At 55.7% G+C, this 15,010-nt stretch carries 12 protein-coding genes and 1 pseudogene; 3 read left to right on the top strand and 10 right to left on the bottom strand.

Annotated features, from left to right (window positions below):
* Positions 1-25 precede the first annotated feature (25 nt).
* Together ACR3EM_RS18500 and ACR3EM_RS18495 are read left to right on the top strand one after the other, a co-directional pair.
* Positions 26-559, top strand: a complete 534-nt coding sequence (locus ACR3EM_RS18500; protein ID WP_480472108.1) for a TRAP transporter small permease — start codon at positions 26-28, stop codon at positions 557-559.
* On the top strand, positions 556-1,815 hold the full coding sequence (locus ACR3EM_RS18495) for a TRAP transporter large permease (protein WP_480472107.1): 1,260 nt from the start codon (positions 556-558) through the stop codon (positions 1,813-1,815). The genes ACR3EM_RS18500 and ACR3EM_RS18495 overlap by 4 nt, the downstream gene beginning before the upstream one ends.
* A 218-nt stretch (positions 1,816-2,033) precedes the next feature.
* Here the strand turns inward: ACR3EM_RS18495 and thiC are convergent, their stop codons facing one another.
* The 10 genes and pseudogenes from thiC to ACR3EM_RS18445 form a co-directional block, all read right to left on the bottom strand.
* Entirely contained in the window at positions 2,034-3,833 is a 1,800-nt protein-coding gene (gene thiC / locus ACR3EM_RS18490; RefSeq protein WP_480472106.1) for a phosphomethylpyrimidine synthase ThiC, read from the bottom strand.
* 438 nt (positions 3,834-4,271) lie between these two features.
* A complete protein-coding gene (gene arsB, locus ACR3EM_RS18485; RefSeq protein ID WP_480472105.1) occupies positions 4,272-5,285 on the bottom strand; it encodes an ACR3 family arsenite efflux transporter in 1,014 nt (337 codons plus the stop codon).
* The gene (gene arsJ, locus ACR3EM_RS18480) at positions 5,282-6,547 is read right to left on the bottom strand and encodes an organoarsenical effux MFS transporter ArsJ (protein WP_480472104.1); all 1,266 of its coding nucleotides are present in this window, start codon (positions 6,545-6,547) and stop codon (positions 5,282-5,284) included. The genes arsB and arsJ overlap by 4 nt, the downstream gene beginning before the upstream one ends.
* Complete coding sequence (locus ACR3EM_RS18475) at positions 6,544-7,542, bottom strand: ArsJ-associated glyceraldehyde-3-phosphate dehydrogenase (RefSeq protein WP_480472103.1); 999 nt, start codon at positions 7,540-7,542, stop codon at positions 6,544-6,546. The genes arsJ and ACR3EM_RS18475 overlap by 4 nt, the downstream gene beginning before the upstream one ends.
* Positions 7,539-8,372, bottom strand: coding sequence for an arsenate reductase/protein-tyrosine-phosphatase family protein (locus ACR3EM_RS18470; protein WP_480472900.1), 834 nt, complete (start codon positions 8,370-8,372; stop codon positions 7,539-7,541). Before ACR3EM_RS18470 ends, ACR3EM_RS18475 begins: the two co-directional genes overlap by 4 nt.
* A gap of 285 nt (positions 8,373-8,657) precedes the next feature.
* Positions 8,658-9,332 carry an aspartate/glutamate racemase family protein gene (locus ACR3EM_RS18465; protein ID WP_480472102.1) on the bottom strand — a complete coding sequence of 225 codons (675 nt, stop codon included), beginning with the start codon at positions 9,330-9,332 and terminating at the stop codon, positions 8,658-8,660.
* Positions 9,332-10,618, bottom strand: a pseudogene (locus tag ACR3EM_RS18460) (TRAP transporter large permease). Before ACR3EM_RS18460 ends, ACR3EM_RS18465 begins: the two are co-directional and overlap by 1 nt.
* Positions 10,618-11,139: a TRAP transporter small permease gene (locus ACR3EM_RS18455; protein ID WP_480472101.1), complete on the bottom strand. Its 522-nt coding sequence runs from the start codon at positions 11,137-11,139 to the stop codon at positions 10,618-10,620. Before ACR3EM_RS18455 ends, ACR3EM_RS18460 begins: the two are co-directional and overlap by 1 nt.
* 4 nt (positions 11,140-11,143) lie before the next feature.
* Positions 11,144-12,097, bottom strand: coding sequence for a TRAP transporter substrate-binding protein (locus ACR3EM_RS18450; protein ID WP_480472100.1), 954 nt, complete (start codon positions 12,095-12,097; stop codon positions 11,144-11,146).
* A 205-nt stretch (positions 12,098-12,302) separates the two neighbouring features.
* Positions 12,303-13,148 carry a MurR/RpiR family transcriptional regulator gene (locus ACR3EM_RS18445; RefSeq protein ID WP_480472099.1) on the bottom strand — a complete coding sequence of 282 codons (846 nt, stop codon included), beginning with the start codon at positions 13,146-13,148 and terminating at the stop codon, positions 12,303-12,305.
* A 258-nt stretch (positions 13,149-13,406) separates the two neighbouring features.
* On the opposite strand from ACR3EM_RS18445, the gene ACR3EM_RS18440 reads away from it, so the two are divergent.
* Entirely contained in the window at positions 13,407-15,002 is a 1,596-nt protein-coding gene (locus ACR3EM_RS18440) for a FumA C-terminus/TtdB family hydratase beta subunit (RefSeq protein WP_480472098.1), read from the top strand.
* The last annotated feature ends 8 nt before the right edge of the window (positions 15,003-15,010 follow it).

Genomic DNA, 15,010 nt, shown 5'->3' with positions numbered 1-15,010 from the left:
GCCCTTTTTTCGTGGGGAAGGGGCCATGTTGTATCGTGTGTCAGCCGCTTGGGCGCGGATCGAGTTGCAGGCCGCAGCTTTGCTGGCGGTCTGCGTGACGCTATTGATCCTTCTGAATGTTGCTACCCGCAATGTTGGGCAAGCGTTGTTCTGGGTCGACGAACTGGCGATCTATGCCATGGTCTGGATGACTTTTCTTGGCGCCTCGGCCGCGTTGCACTATCGCAGCTCGGTTTCGATTACGATCCTGTCCGATGTCGCGTCCCATCGATGGCGTCGTGTGATCCGCAAATGTGTCGATGTCATCGTCTTCGCCTTTTCGCTGGCGATGCTGTGGTTCTGCTGGCGATGGTTTCTGCCCGCCGATCTTGCCAGTGCCGGATTCGACACGGTGAAGTTTCAGGGCAGCACTTTCAACTTCATCTATGCTGAACCAACGCTGACGCTAGGCTTGCCGAAATATCTGTTTTGGCTGGTAATGTGGCTCTTTGCCCTTGGCGCGACGCTGCATTCAACGACGCATCTTTTGTCAGCGGCACAGACAGAGGACGCAGCATGAGCGCTGTACTTTTTCTGGTAGCGTTGCTGCTGTCCGTGCCCGTTGCCATTGTGCTTGCAATCACCGCGGTCTGGTATGTCTGGGAAAGCGGCAACACGGTTCTTTTCGACAGCTTTGCCCAGAAGATGTTCGGAGGGCTGGAAAATTATGGCCTGCTGGCCATTCCGCTGTTTATGCTGACCGGTGAATTGATGAACGAAGGTGGCATGACCCGCCGCCTTGTCGCGCTGGCACGTGTCTTTGTTGGCGGGTTTCGCGGAGGGTTGGCCTATATCAACCTGCTGGCCAATATGTTCATGGCTGCGATCATCGGCTCGGCCACTGCTCAGATCGCGGTGATGTCGCGCGCAATGGTGCCCGCCATGAAAGACGAAGGCTATGATGAGGGGTTTGCCGCAGCAACAACGGCGGCAGGGGGGCTTCTGGCCCCCGTCATTCCGCCTTCGATGATGTTTGTCATCTTTGGCGTTCTGGCCCAGATCCCCATCGGGCAAATGTTTATTGCCGGAATCATTCCCGGGCTTCTGCTGGCACTGTGCTTTGCGCTGGTGATAACGCTAATCGGCTGGTCGCAGCAGTTTCCAAAAGGCGAGTGGATGTCGCGCAGCGAAGCCGTACGCGCATTGCTTCAGGCTCTGCCAGCGATGCTGGTACCGGTGTCCATCATCGGGGGCATCCTGCTGGGCATCGCAACACCAACGGAATCCGCCGCCGTTGCTTCGCTTATAGCCTTTCTTATCGGCTGGCTGGTCTACCGTGATCTTGACCCGCAAAAATTGGGCGAGATGTTCAGGCGGACAGCCTCAAATGCGTCGATGATCCTGTTCATGATCGCAGCGGCCAGCGTCTTTGGTTGGGTCATCATCTATGAAGAATTGCCGCAGAAACTGGCTGATCTGATCACATTGATCACTTCGGATCCCTTCATGTTCCTTTTGATCGTCAACGTGGCGCTTCTGTTGATCGGCATGGTCATCGACGGTATCGCCGCGATCATCCTGATCACGCCCATCCTGCTGCCCATCGCGACCGGCTCTTATGACATCAGCCCCTATCAGTTCGGGGTCGTAGCCTGCCTGAACCTCGTGCTCGGGCTTTTGACGCCGCCTGTCGGCATAGGTCTTTATATTGCATCTTCCATGAGCGGAACCACGCCAGGTGCGATTCTGAAATCGCTCTGGCCGTTTTTGATCGCAGTGGCCGCAGTTCTAGTTCTGCTGAGCTATTTTCCAAGTTTGTCCACGTTTCTGATCTGACAGGGCACAAGATCGCAGCCGTAGATACCTGGTGGAGCCATATCATCACGCACATGCGTCAACCGTGGTTAGGGCGAACAGGTCTTATAGGCCCGACAATCAAGCGAAGTACCCCGTGCTGAGATAAGTGAGAAAACGTCTGTTTGCACGACATGAGCAAAATACGCTGCAATCGTGCAGGTATCACCGGAGCCGGAATTCAGCTCCGGTGACATTTGTCAGCTCTGTTTGGGTTCCACAGGTATGTAGAGGTCACCACCTTCACGGAACCGCGCGGCCATTGCCTCCATTCCTTCCTTCTGCGCCTCAGACCGAATGTCGTGGCTGATCCGCATTGAGCAAAATTTCGGCCCGCACATGGAACAGAAATGCGCCACCTTGTGCGCCTGTTTGGGCAGGGTTTGATCGTGGAATTCACGTGCGGTGTCCGGGTCCAGCGACAGGTTGAACTGATCCTCCCAGCGGAACTCGAACCGGGCGCGGGACAGGGCATCGTCGCGACGTTGCGCACCCGGCAGGCCTTTGGCCAGATCGGCCGCATGGGCGGCAATCTTATAGGTGATCACGCCGGTTTTCACGTCATCCCGGTCGGGCAGGCCCAGATGCTCCTTGGGCGTGACATAGCAGAGCATCGCGCAGCCGAACCAGCCGATCATCGCCGCGCCAATGCCGCTGGTGATGTGATCATAGCCCGGCGCGATGTCTGTAGTCAGGGGGCCAAGCGTATAAAAGGGCGCTTCGCGGCAGCACTCCAACTGCTTGTCCATGTTTTCCTTGATCTTGTGCATGGCCACGTGGCCGGGGCCTTCGATCATCACCTGACAATCCTTGGCCCAAGCGATCCTGGTTAGTTCGCCCAGCGTCTCAAGTTCGGCAAACTGTGCCTCGTCATTTGCGTCTGCAATAGAACCGGGCCGCAGGCCGTCACCGAGGCTGAATGATACGTCGTAGGCACGGCAGATGTCGCAGATCTCTTCGAAATGTTCATAGAGGAAGCTTTCCTTGTGATGATGCAGGCACCACTTGGCCATGATCGAGCCGCCGCGGGACACGATACCGGTGACGCGGTTTACAGTCATCGGCACCATATGGAGCCGAACGCCCGCATGGATGGTGAAATAGTCCACCCCCTGTTCCGCCTGTTCGATCAGCGTGTCGCGGAATACCTCCCAGGTCAGGTCCTCGGCGATGCCATTCACCTTTTCCAGCGCCTGATAGAGCGGAACAGTACCGATCGGGACGGGTGAATTGCGGATGATCCATTCGCGGGTATTGTGAATGTTGCGCCCGGTGGACAGGTCCATCACCGTGTCCGCGCCCCAACGGATTGACCAGACCATCTTGTCCACCTCCTCTTCCATCGAGGAGGTCACAGCCGAAGTACCCATATTGGCGTTGATCTTGACCAGAAAATTGCGCCCGATGATCATCGGTTCGCTTTCGGGATGATTGATGTTGGCCGGGATGATCGCGCGGCCTGCGGCAACCTCGTCCCGCACGAATTCCGGGGTCACATAATCTGGTATGTTGGCACCCCAGTCATTGCCTTCGCGTTGCTCGGCCACAGCCTCGCGCAGTTGGTTTTCGCGGATGGCGATAAATTCCATCTCCGGGGTGATAATCCCGGCGCGGGCATAGGCCAGTTGCGTCACTGCCTTGCCATCCGTGGCGCGCAGCGGGCGCGGACGGACCGGGAATTCCGGGGTCAGCCGATCCCCGTCGACAAAGCCATTATCCTCGGGTTTGATCTCGCGCCCGTCATACTCCTCGACATCGCTGCGCGCCTCGATCCACTTTCGGCGCAACGGGGCCAGACCTTGTCGAATATCAGTAATCACATTCGGATCAGTGTAGGGACCCGAGCTGTCATAGACCGGCAGCGGCGGTTCACCGGCCGTTGGATGGACCGAGATTTCGCGCATCGGGACGCGCACATCAGGGTGCCGCGTGCCACTCACGTAAATCTTGCGCGACGCTGGTAATTCACCCGTGGTGATCTTGGGATTGGGGACGTTCATTATGGTGCTCCTCAAGCAATTCAACTCAAAAAGACACCAGATGAGTCGTGGCTTGGGGAAACGAGAGGGCGTGGAGCCCCCTTGTTCGGAGAGCGCCTGCCCGGTTTCCGGCCTGCGCACCCTAGCTTCCTACGCCAGTGTCAACTGGGTCAGGTTCAAAGGGTCGCGTCGCCGGGCAATGCCCCGTCAGCCTCTCAGTCCCCTTGGTGGGACTCCCCTGCGTGCGAAATTTGTATTGCATGTTGTGCGGAGTAACAACGCATAGGTGTCACCTTCACCATCATTTGGACGAAGAACTTCGTGACAGTTGATTTGTTGCGGCACCGGGGCAGCTTGAATCATACCTCTTGGCGGTGAACCCCTTTTGTCAATAAGACCTAAGTCCGACCAGAAGCGGCGGATTTACTTCAAGGTGTGAATACCAAAGGGATCGCGACTTTAGGCAGGTTGGAAACGATCACGCGTTCGGTTGGCGAAGGCGACCAGCGAGAGCATTACGGGGACTTCAACCAGAACGCCTACAACCGTCGCCAGAGCTGCGCCTGAATTCAGCCCAAACAGGCTTATGGCGACGGCAACGGCCAGTTCAAAAAAGTTGGAGGTACCAATCATCGCGCAAGGAGCCGCGATACGGTGCGGGACCTTCAGCGCATAGGCCGCCCCGTATGCCAGGGCAAAGATCCCATAGCTTTGTATCAGAATCGGGACGGCGATCAGGACGATGACCATCGGTTTGGACAGAATCGTCTGGCCCTGAAGACCGAACAGGATCACCACCGTCGCAATCAGCCCCATTACGGACCAAGGTTTGACTCGGGCCGAGAAGCTGTCGATGGCCTCTGACGATCCAAGCCGCTTACGGGTGATCAGACCGGCGATCAAGGGAAGGATGACGTATAACACGGTGGCCAGAACCAGTGTCTGCCACGGGACTGAGATATCGGTGACCCCTAGCAAAAAGGCGACGATAGGCGCGAATGCAACAACCATGATCAGGTCGTTGACCGAAACCTGAACTAGCGTATAGGTGGCGTCGCCTTTGGTCAGCTGCGACCAGACGAAGACCATTGCGGTGCACGGCGCGGCACCTAACAGGATCAAGCCAGCGGTATATTGCGCGGCGTCTTCGGGCTCGATCCATGGCGCAAAGACATGGTCGAAGAATAGTACCGCTAGAAGGGCCATGGTGAACGGTTTGATCAGCCAGTTGACTGTTAGTGTGACGATCAGGCCTTTCGGTTGGCGTGCAACACCTGCGACCGCGCCGAAATCGACTCCGACCATCATGGGATAAACCATGGCCCAAATCAAAACGGCCACGACAAGGTTGACACTGGCAACCTCGGCCGAAGCCACAAGCCCGACTAAACCGGGTGCAGCCAGACCGATCAGCACACCTGCGACCATGGCGAGGGCGACCCAGACGGTTAAGTAACGTTCGAAGATGCTCATGAATATGCCTCTTTAGTCTGGTCTTGCAGTTTGCCGGATATGAGCGCAGCTAAGGCAACCATTGCAGCCGCCGTGCCTAGCACAAGGGGTAGCCCGCCGATCTGATAGGTGAAGCCAGACAGAACGGTTCCGACAAGGCGGCCTGTCGCGTTGGCCATATAGTAAAAGCCTACATCCATTGTGACCCGCTCGGACTTGGTGAAGGCGAGGATCAGGTAGGAATGCAGTGAAGAGTTGACGGCGAAGATCGCCCCGAACACCAGCAGACCAACGACCAGCGTGATCGTCAGCCAGGTCTCAGGACCAGATGACAGCCAGACAGCCAGCGTCAAAGCCGCAAGAACGCAGAACAGTGCTACGGCCCAGTTACGCGCAGCGCGGATCAGGTCTTCTTCGGAACGGTTCGTGGCGCGCAGGATTTTGGGTGCGCTGGCCTGAACTGTTCCGTAAAGGATGATCCAGAATGCCATGAATGTGCCGATCATGAAAAACGCGCTGCGGTTGCCCACTTCGGTGCCGTCGGACAAGACCGCGTAGAAATAAATCGGGATTCCGACGACGAACCACACATCCCGCGCACCGAACAGAAAGACACGCGCGGTCGACAACCAGTTCACATTGGCAGATTTTGAGAACACCTCGGAAAACTTCGCGCCCTTACGCCCTTTGGGCAGGCCCGGCGGCATAAATCGAACGACGGCGAACAGGATTACCGCAAGCACGGCCGCCATGACCAGGATGGCCGCCTGAAATCCAAGCGTGGCCAACATGACAGCGCCTAGCAAGAAACCCAGACCCTTGACTGCGTTCTTGGATCCCGTCAGCACGGCCACCCAGCGGAACAACCCGCCGCCTTCTGCGGGCGCAAGCAGTTTTACAGCGGATTTCGAAGACATCTTGGCCAGGTCTTTGGCCACTCCGCTCGCCCCTTGCACGATCATGACAAAGGCGACAGACGCACCAACCGCCCAGTCGGGGTTTAGTTGTGTCAGAGCCAGAAGCGCCAACACTTGCAACCCAAGCCCCGCATAAAGCGTCGATGTCAGCCCGAAGCGCGCCGCGATCCAGCCCGCCGCAAGGTTCGTCACCATCCCTGCGATTTCATAAAGGACAAACAGATAAGCCAGCTGTATCGGCGAGAAGCCCAGCGTATGAAAGTGCAACAGCACCAGCATCCGCAGTGCGCCATCCGTCAGCATAAAGGCCCAATAGGCCGCGGTGACTGCGATATAGGCTGACAGTCCCTCTGGCCGTTCGGTCACAGCGAGGACCCAACCATCAGCGCAACATCGACCAGACGATAAGCATAACCCATCTCGTTATCGTACCACGCATAGATCTTCACCTGAGTTCCGTTCACCACCATGGTCGAGGGCGCATCAATGATCGAAGACCGCGCGTCATTGGTGTAATCGGTGGATACCAAAGGCCGGGTTTCATAGCCCAGAATACCCTTCAGCTCGCCTTCGGCGGCGGCTTTGAAGAAAGCGTTGACCTCTTCAACAGTGGTTTCACGCTCAACCTCAAACACGCAATCGGTCAGCGAGGCATTCAGCAAGGGAATCCGGACGGCATGGCCGTTCAGCCTGCCTTTCAGTTCGGGATAGATAAGCGTGATTGCCGTTGCCGAACCTGTGGTGGTCGGGATCAACGAATTCAGCGCCGATCGCGCGCGGCGCAAATCTTTTGCGGGGCGATCGACGATAGTTTGCGTGTTGGTCACGTCATGGATCGTGGTCATCGAACCGTGACGAATACCAAGGTTCTCGTGGATCACCTTAACCACTGGCGCCAGGCAGTTGGTAGTGCAAGACGCTGCCGTCACGATATGATGCGTGTCGGGGTCATAAGTGTTCTCATTGACGCCCATGACAATATTGGCGGTGGGGCCATCCTTGACCGGGGCAGAGACAACAACCTTTTTTACACCCGCTTCGAAGTAAGGAGCCAGCTTCGCCTCGGTCTTAAAGACGCCGGTACAGTCAATAACGACATCGACGCCGTCGAATAGAAGATTGGTCAGATCCTTGGTGCCAACGAAGGGCAGGCGTGTGCCATTGATCGACACACTACTGTCGTCATGCGCGAACTCTGCATCCCAGCGACCATGCACCGTGTCGAACTCCAGCAGATGCGCATGCATCTCGGGATCACCGACCGCGTCATTGATCCAGGCGATGTTTGCACCTTTTTCAAGCAATGGCTTCAGGGCCAGTTTCCCCATCCGGCCCAGACCGTTTACCGCGTAAGTCGTCATTTCGCGTCCTCAAGTTGCGTCCTGCCGATGTCATCCACGGCGGATTGCAATGCGATCCGGTCAAGGCTTTCGACCGGCAAAGAGGTAAAGGCCTGAATACGCCGCTTGAGCGCTCCGTAAGCGTTCTGGAATGCGAGGCTTTTTTCAGCATCAGTGCCTTCGGCTTTCACCGGATCTTCCATACCCCAATGACCGCTAATTGGCTGACCGTCCCAGGCAGGGCATTCCTCGTTTGCAGCCTTGTTGCAAACAGTGAAGACAAAATCCAACTGGGGTGCGTCCGGGCCGGAAAACTCAGCCACGTTCTTGGATCGCAGCACGTCAGTGTTGTGTCCTTTGTCTTTCAGGACCTGCACCGCAAACGGGTTTAGTTCCGAAAAGGGGCGTGTTCCTGCAGAATAGACGTTGAACCTGTCTCCGGCGATATCTCGCAGCAGCGACTCGGCAAAAATAGAACGCGCCGAGTTGCCGACGCAGATGAAAAGTACGTTGAATTTCCGATCTGTCATTGTGCCTTTTCCTTGCTCCAGGGGCATGCAGATATCAGGGCGACCACGGCAGCAATCGTTCAACAAAAAGCCGAGCATGTGCTGCACGTTCTTCATATCAACTGAATAGAGCAGAGAAGTGCCGACACGTTCCTGGGCCACCAATCCGGCCCTTAGGAGCGCATTGAGATAGCTCGACAGAGTACTGGCCTTGATGCCGAGTTCAGACGCCAACTCGCCTGCAGGTACCTTGTCAGGAAAACGTCGCATTAGCATGCGAAACACTGACAGGCGCTGCGGGTGGCCAAGAGCTGAGAGTTGATTCGATACTACTTCTACCATATTTCGCGAAATATCGAAATATAAACTATACGTCAACGGTTCTATTTTCATGCTCGAACCGACCGCATCACGGCTTAAAAGCGCAAGTGAAAAACTCAACCATTAGCGCTTGGCTGGATATAGATTCAGATTCCGGAGCCACGGCATATGGCCGACGACGCTAGCTTCGAATAATGCGTTGCAACCTATGTCGCCGGGCTCGCCATTTGCGGGCATCATTTTGAGTGGACCGCGTAATAGAACGGGTTCTCGGCATAGTCGTGCAAGAATTGCCGCACTTTAACGTCAAGCGCGAACGGTCGTATTTTCTGTTTGGCTAGTGACGGCGCGCATTAATCCTACTGCAGCTTGTGTGCCATCTATCAGAGGTACAGGAACAGAAGGGCCGATTTTGCGGGCGAAACCGGCCAATGGACCTCCTCCGAGAACGATAGAAGACGCGCCTTGGGCGGCAAGGTGTCGGCATTTTGCGCTCAAGGCGTCATGCAAGCGGGATTGCACCGTTCCGGGATCACCTTGATCACCACCAGTGACGGACGCGATGCCTATCAGCGCGTCGGTAAGGCCCAGTTCTTTGACTTTTTGAATAAGCGGTGGGGCGACTCTGTCACCGAAGGTTACGATCCCAAAATTGCCGCCTAAAGCGTGGGCAGCGGTGAAGGCAGCGCTGGCGATGCCAATGACTGGCGTATTGGGTCGAAGGCGTCGGATGTCTTGGGCGCCTGTATCGCCGAAAGAGGCCAGAATGATCCCGTCGCATGGCTGATCATGAGCGTCAACGGCGGCTTTCACGCCATCAACCGCCAGGCGGGTATCGGCATCCGTCACGATGAGTTCCGGACCGAACGCAGCTGGCATAGTTGTGAAGACATCACCTGGCGACGCCACGGCATCTGCGGCCTCTTTGATCTTGGCGGTGACGCCTTCTGACGTATTCGGATTTACAATCAGCAGCCGCATCAGAGGATCACCGACGGTAGCCAGAGAGAAATGAAGGGAAATAGGTTAGTCAGGATCAAGGCAATGATCATCGCGCCAATGAACCAGAGCATCGAGGGGATGATCTTCGCGATGGAAATCTTCGCAATGGCGCAGGTGATCAGCACGACCGATGCGACGGGGGGAGTCTGCTGGCCAATCCCTAGGTTAATCGTGAGGATCAAACCGAAATGCACCCTGTCGATTCCAAGCTGATCGGCAAGCGGCAGAAAAATCGGGACCAGCATCAGGATCGCTGGTGTTCCGTGGATGATGGTGCCTGCCAGCAGGAAGAAGATGTTAATAGCGGCCAGAACCACCCAGTAATTCTCGGAAATACCCAAAATAGCATGAGCGATATCCTGCGGAATACGCTGGTTGGTTAGATACCATCCCAGAAGTGTCGAGGTTGCCACGATAAACATGAGCATTGCTGACCGTTTGCCCGCGACTCGCAGCGTGTCGATCAACGTGCCGATCCGAACTGTCCGGTAAAACACTGCGGCCAGAACGATTGACCAGAACGCGGCAATGGCGCCGGCCTCGGTGGCGGTAAAGATCCCGCCCAGAATACCAACGAGGACCAGCACGGGCAGCGTCAGCGGAATGAGCGCGTCCTTACCGGTCTCTGCAACGCGTGAGAAGGAAAACGCACCTTCCGTTGGATAGTTGCGCCGGACTGCCAACATATAGGTTGTGCCCATCAGCAGCGCACAGACGAGCAAACCTGGCACAATGCCCGCAGCGAACAGTTCCGCAATCGATGTATTGGCCACATAAGCATATAGAATGAGGTTCAGTTATGGTGGCACTATGATCGCCATGGTCGCTGATGTGGAGGTGACAGCCGCAGCAAAAGCCGCCGGATATCCTCGCTTGCGCATCTGCGGGATCATTACCGACCCAATCGCCGCAGCATCTGAGGTGGCGGTGCCGGAGATTTCTGAAAAGAAGAGCGATGTCAGAATATTGACGTGTGCCAACCCGCCCCGGATGTGTCCGACAAGGGACGATGCAAAGGCGATCAGTTTCTCGGCGATCTTGCCCTGATTCATAATCTCGCCTGCAATCATGAAAAGCAGCGCTGCCACCAGCAGATAGTTGTTGGCCCCTCCAAAGGGGATCAGCCCGATGATCTGCGGTGCAACTGCAGGATCAAGCAAGATCATGGTTGCCGCCGTGACGCCAAGCACGAAAGCGATTGGCAATCCGGCAATCAGAAGGGTGACGAGGAGAATCAGGATGATCCAGCCAGGGTCAAGAAACATCAGGCGTCGCTTTCGGGTAATAGATCGTCAGGGTGGATACTGCCGGTCATGATGCCGACAAGGCGTACGGCGCAAAAGATCACGATGAGCACCCCCCCGACCGCCATTGTGCCGCGAAACAGGATCATTGGCAGATCAATAGAGATCAGCGACCGGCCCGCAAAACTCTCTGCGGCAATCCCGCCATACCAGGCCAGCAGTGCTCCGAAGCCGCCCATAAGGATCAGGTTGGCCATGGTAACCACACGTTTCAAGGCTTCTGGAAAAACGCGTAATACGGCGTCAAAGCCCAAATGTTCGTTTGTCCGGGTTAGATAGGCCGCGCCGATAAAGGTCAGAGCCGCCAACATGCGTGCCGGAAGCTCTTCACCCCAGGACACACTGTCGTTCAGGATGAACCGGGCAAAGACCGCCCAGTTCAGAAGCAAAAGCAATAAACCCGCCATGGCTACGACCAGCGCGTCGAGCGCTGCGGTGATCCATCTGTCACCAATTTGGATAAGCGTGGCCAAGTGGTTCATGAGCCTACTCGATACCCAGAGCAGTCTTGGTCGCTTCGATCATGTCCGCGCCAATCACGTCAACAAACGTAGGGCTTTCATAAAGCGGCGCGGCTGCGGCTTGGAATGCAGAAAAGTCGATCTCATTCACTTCCAGCTTGTCCGACAATGCAGCGATGGTTTCGGTATCCGTTTTTTCACCCCATTCGAACGTCCAGGATGCAACTTCATTTGCCACTGTCATCAGCGTTTCTTTTAACGCGGGATCGAGGCTGGCCAGATAGGGTTCGCCAAAGACAAGGAATGTCGGCAGGTAGACGTGGTTTGATAGCGACATATAGCCTTGCACTTCGTACAGCTTAGCCGTGTCTACCACGTTTGCCGGATTTTCCTGTCCGTCGATGGTGCCCTGATCAAGCGCCGAATAAACTTCGCCAAACGAAAGCGGTGTTGCATTTGCGCCAAGCGTGTTGAACATTTCAACGCGTTGCTTGTTTGTGGGGGTGCGGATTTTCAACCCTTCCAGATCATCGGGCGTCACAATCGGGCGCACCTTATTGGTGATCTGACGAAAGCCATTGTCCCACATCGCAGCAAGCACCATGCCGCTACCATCGAACCCATCGGCAAGCATTTCACCAGCGGGGCTCGCCGCAAAAACTTGCACGGCGGAACGGTCTTCAAAAAGATATGGCAGATCGAAAATCGCTGTGCGCGAATTGATCTGGCTCACAGCAGAGGCAGACAATGAGGTGTGGTGCGTGCCTAGTGACAGGCCCTGCAGCACGTCTTCTTCCTTGCCAAGCGTGTTTGACATGAAGATCTGTACGTCGATTTCTCCGGGTGCAGCTTCTTCGACACGCCGTTCGTATTCTTGCAGGAAGACATGCGCAAAAGAGCCCTCCGGAAGAGACGAATTGATCTGAAGGACAGCCTCAGCGGCGACGGAAAATGGGAAAACAGCAGCAACTGTTGTCATTACAAAGTATCGTGTTATCGGTCGGGCTCCTCGTGAGAGACAGTGAAGATTCGTATTGATAGTATGAAAAAAAGTTTTTCACATAATGTGAATTATGAAATAGTATTTTCACATCATGACACGCGATTTGCTTCAACTGAGCAGGCAAGGCCTGTTGGAGAGTGTTTTTGGACAACCGAAAAACAATCTATCCGGATATGCGTGTTTAGAGTTCGGCGAACCGACCGTGGATGTCTTCGATCTTGGCAAGTCGGTTTCGGCCCTCGGTGCCGGAACGCTCCAAGGCTCGCGCCGCGATCAAATTACAAACCGCCAGTACGCCCGTGTGATCAAGCAGGGGCCCGTTCGATGCGGTAACGCAGGTGAACCGCCACGTCACCGGAAGTGCTTCTATTGCAGGGGCGTCGCCAATAAATGCTGTTCTGGTTCCTGCATCAAGCGCTGCCGCAGCGAGAGTCGCCGCGTTGCTTGGCGCCCGGCGCAATCCAATCAGCATCAGCACGTCTTGGGGGCCAAAACTTGCGGCGGTTTCGGCCAGAGTTTCGCCCGGGTTAGGGACAAGGCTGACCTGCGGCAGCACTTGGCAGGTTTGCCACGAAAGGTAATTCGCCAGCGGATAACCGGACCGAAATCCAGCGACCCAAAGGCGCGGTGCGGCGTACATGGCTTCGACAAGATCGTTCAGGGCCTGATCGTCCAATGCTTCGAACGTCTTTTCCAGGTTGCGTCGAGATTGCTCCAGATGAGGCGCTATAGCATTCCCCTCCGACGTGCCTCCCGCCGCCAGCCGATGCAATGCGGCACCGGTTTGTCCTTCATTACGAACCGCCTTACGCGCGTCTTCATAGGATGCGTACCCGATCTTGCGGACGAACCGGGATACTGTGGCATTCGAAACGCTTGCCAAACCGGCGATTTCGGAAGCTGAATAACCCGCCAAGTCGCCCGGAAAACTAAGTATCGCTTCTGCCAACCTCCGCTCGCTTGGGTGAAGCTCTGGCAAACTGGCGCGCACACGCGCAATGAATGACTGTGATGACGCATTTTTCATATATGCAAAATGCGTTTCATAAATCCTCGTGTAAAGCGCTCGATCGTTTGTCTGTGCTCAACCAGAGTTAGCCAAGCCAAAACGGTGACCGCGTGGCCGGGCCTTTCGACTAACATTGCCGCAGCCAAAGAACAGGTGATGGAAAGTCCGTCCGCTTTCTTCGCAGTCACATAGTAAAATAATAATTAAAAGTTATCAAAAAATGCCATTCATTAGATATCGTTGATCATTTTTACTGTTGCTGCTAAATCTCGCACCATGACTCAGCTTTCAAAAACAATCGCCAACACGCGTTACAAATACCTTGGATCAGAGGGACTGGAGACGGTTCATTTCGAGGGCCAGGCTTTTCTGAAGGTTTCACCTGAGGGCGTCAGAACGCTTACGTCTACCGCATTCGCGGAAGTGTCACACCTATTTCGCGCCAGTCACCTTGCGCAGTTGGCAGACATTCTGGAGGACGCCGAAGCCTCGGCCAACGATCAGTATGTGGCATTGGAGTTACTCAAAAACGCCGTGATTTCAGCAGAAAGGGAATTTCCCAGCTGTCAGGACACGGGCACGGCCATCATCCATGGCAAGAAGGGGCAGAACGTGTTGGTTCAGGGCGATCTGCACGAGGCCGTGCGTGAAGGTGTACGAGACACTTGGGAGACCCGCAATCTGCGGTTCTCTCAGATGGCGCCGTTGACTATGTTCGAGGAGCAGAACACCGGCACCAATCTACCCGCACAAATCGACATTGAGGCCCATACCGGCGACGCCCTTGATTTCCTGTTCATGGCCAAGGGCGGCGGATCGGCCAATAAGACCTTCTTGTTTCAGGAAACTCGCAGGTTGCTGGAACCTGAGCGTATTTTGGATTTTTTTGATGAAAAGATCAGGACTTTGGGCACCACCGCTTGCCCGCCCTACCACCTGGCCATTGTTGTTGGCGGCTTGTCGGCCGAGCAATGTCTGAAGACAGTGAAACAGGCCTCGGCGCGCGAACTGGATGACCTGCCGACGACCGGCAGCCCGGATGGCCGCGCCTTTCGGGATATTGAACTTGAGGCGCAGATTCTGGACCTGACCCGCAATATGTCCCTGGGGGCACAATTCGGGGGCAAGTATTTCTGCCATGATGTGCGCGTGATCCGATTACCACGCCATGGTGGCAGCCTGCCTGTCGGGATGGGGGTCAGTTGTTCGGCTGATCGGCAGATCAAGGGGCGCATTGACCGAGACGGTATCTGGCTGGAGCAACTGGAACATGATCCCGCCCGCTTTCTGCCCACGGAAGATTTCGGGGCACAGCCTGCGACCCGGATCAATCTGGATCAGCCAATGGACGGCATTTGCGCGGCGCTGTCCGATCTATCCGTTTCCAGTCCTGTTCTGTTGTCCGGTACGATGATTGTTGCCCGGGATCTAGTTCATGCGGAACTCGCCCGATTGGTCAATGAAGGCCGGGACTTGCCCCGCTATATGCTGGACCATCCGATATATTATGCGGGTCCGGCCAAAACGCCTGACGGACATGCCTCGGGGTCATTTGGTCCTACGACCGCAGCCCGAATGGACCCATATGTACCGGAACTGCAGGCACATGGTGCGTCACGGGTCATGATCGCCAAAGGCAATCGGGCGGTGTCGGTTGTGCAGAGCTGCCAGCGTTATGGCGGATTCTTTCTGGGCTCGGTCGGCGGCGCGGCAGCGGTGTTGGGCAAGGATGTCATCAAAAGCATTGAAGTTCTTGATTTCCCGGAATTTGGAATGGAAGCCGTTTTTCGCATCAAGGTCGTGGATTTTCCCGCATTTGTGATTATTGACGACAAAGGGGGCGATTTCTTTACACGCAAGCCGAACCTTTGAAGAATAGG

The sequence above is a fragment of the Ruegeria sp. AH3 genome (assembly GCF_056536265.1).
This window is presented reverse-complemented; position numbering and strand designations above follow the sequence as displayed.

Bases quoted from the DNA above. Each gene is read 5' to 3' on its own strand.
- ACR3EM_RS18500 (WP_480472108.1), top strand. From the start codon at position 26: ATGTTGTATCGTGTGTCAGCCGCTTGGGCGCGGATCGAGTTGCAGGCC.
- arsB (WP_480472105.1), bottom strand. From the start codon at position 5,285: ATGAGCATCTTCGAACGTTACTTAACCGTCTGGGTCGCCCTCGCCATG.
- ACR3EM_RS18440 (WP_480472098.1), top strand. From the start codon at position 13,407: ATGACTCAGCTTTCAAAAACAATCGCCAACACGCGTTACAAATACCTT.
- ACR3EM_RS18445 (WP_480472099.1), bottom strand. From the start codon at position 13,148: ATGAAAAATGCGTCATCACAGTCATTCATTGCGCGTGTGCGCGCCAGT.
- ACR3EM_RS18465 (WP_480472102.1), bottom strand. From the start codon at position 9,332: ATGCGGCTGCTGATTGTAAATCCGAATACGTCAGAAGGCGTCACCGCC.
- thiC (WP_480472106.1), bottom strand. From the start codon at position 3,833: ATGAACGTCCCCAATCCCAAGATCACCACGGGTGAATTACCAGCGTCG.
- ACR3EM_RS18495 (WP_480472107.1), top strand. From the start codon at position 556: ATGAGCGCTGTACTTTTTCTGGTAGCGTTGCTGCTGTCCGTGCCCGTT.
- ACR3EM_RS18470 (WP_480472900.1), bottom strand. From the start codon at position 8,372: ATGGTAGAAGTAGTATCGAATCAACTCTCAGCTCTTGGCCACCCGCAG.
- ACR3EM_RS18455 (WP_480472101.1), bottom strand. From the start codon at position 11,139: ATGAACCACTTGGCCACGCTTATCCAAATTGGTGACAGATGGATCACC.
- ACR3EM_RS18475 (WP_480472103.1), bottom strand. From the start codon at position 7,542: ATGACGACTTACGCGGTAAACGGTCTGGGCCGGATGGGGAAACTGGCC.
- ACR3EM_RS18450 (WP_480472100.1), bottom strand. From the start codon at position 12,097: ATGACAACAGTTGCTGCTGTTTTCCCATTTTCCGTCGCCGCTGAGGCT.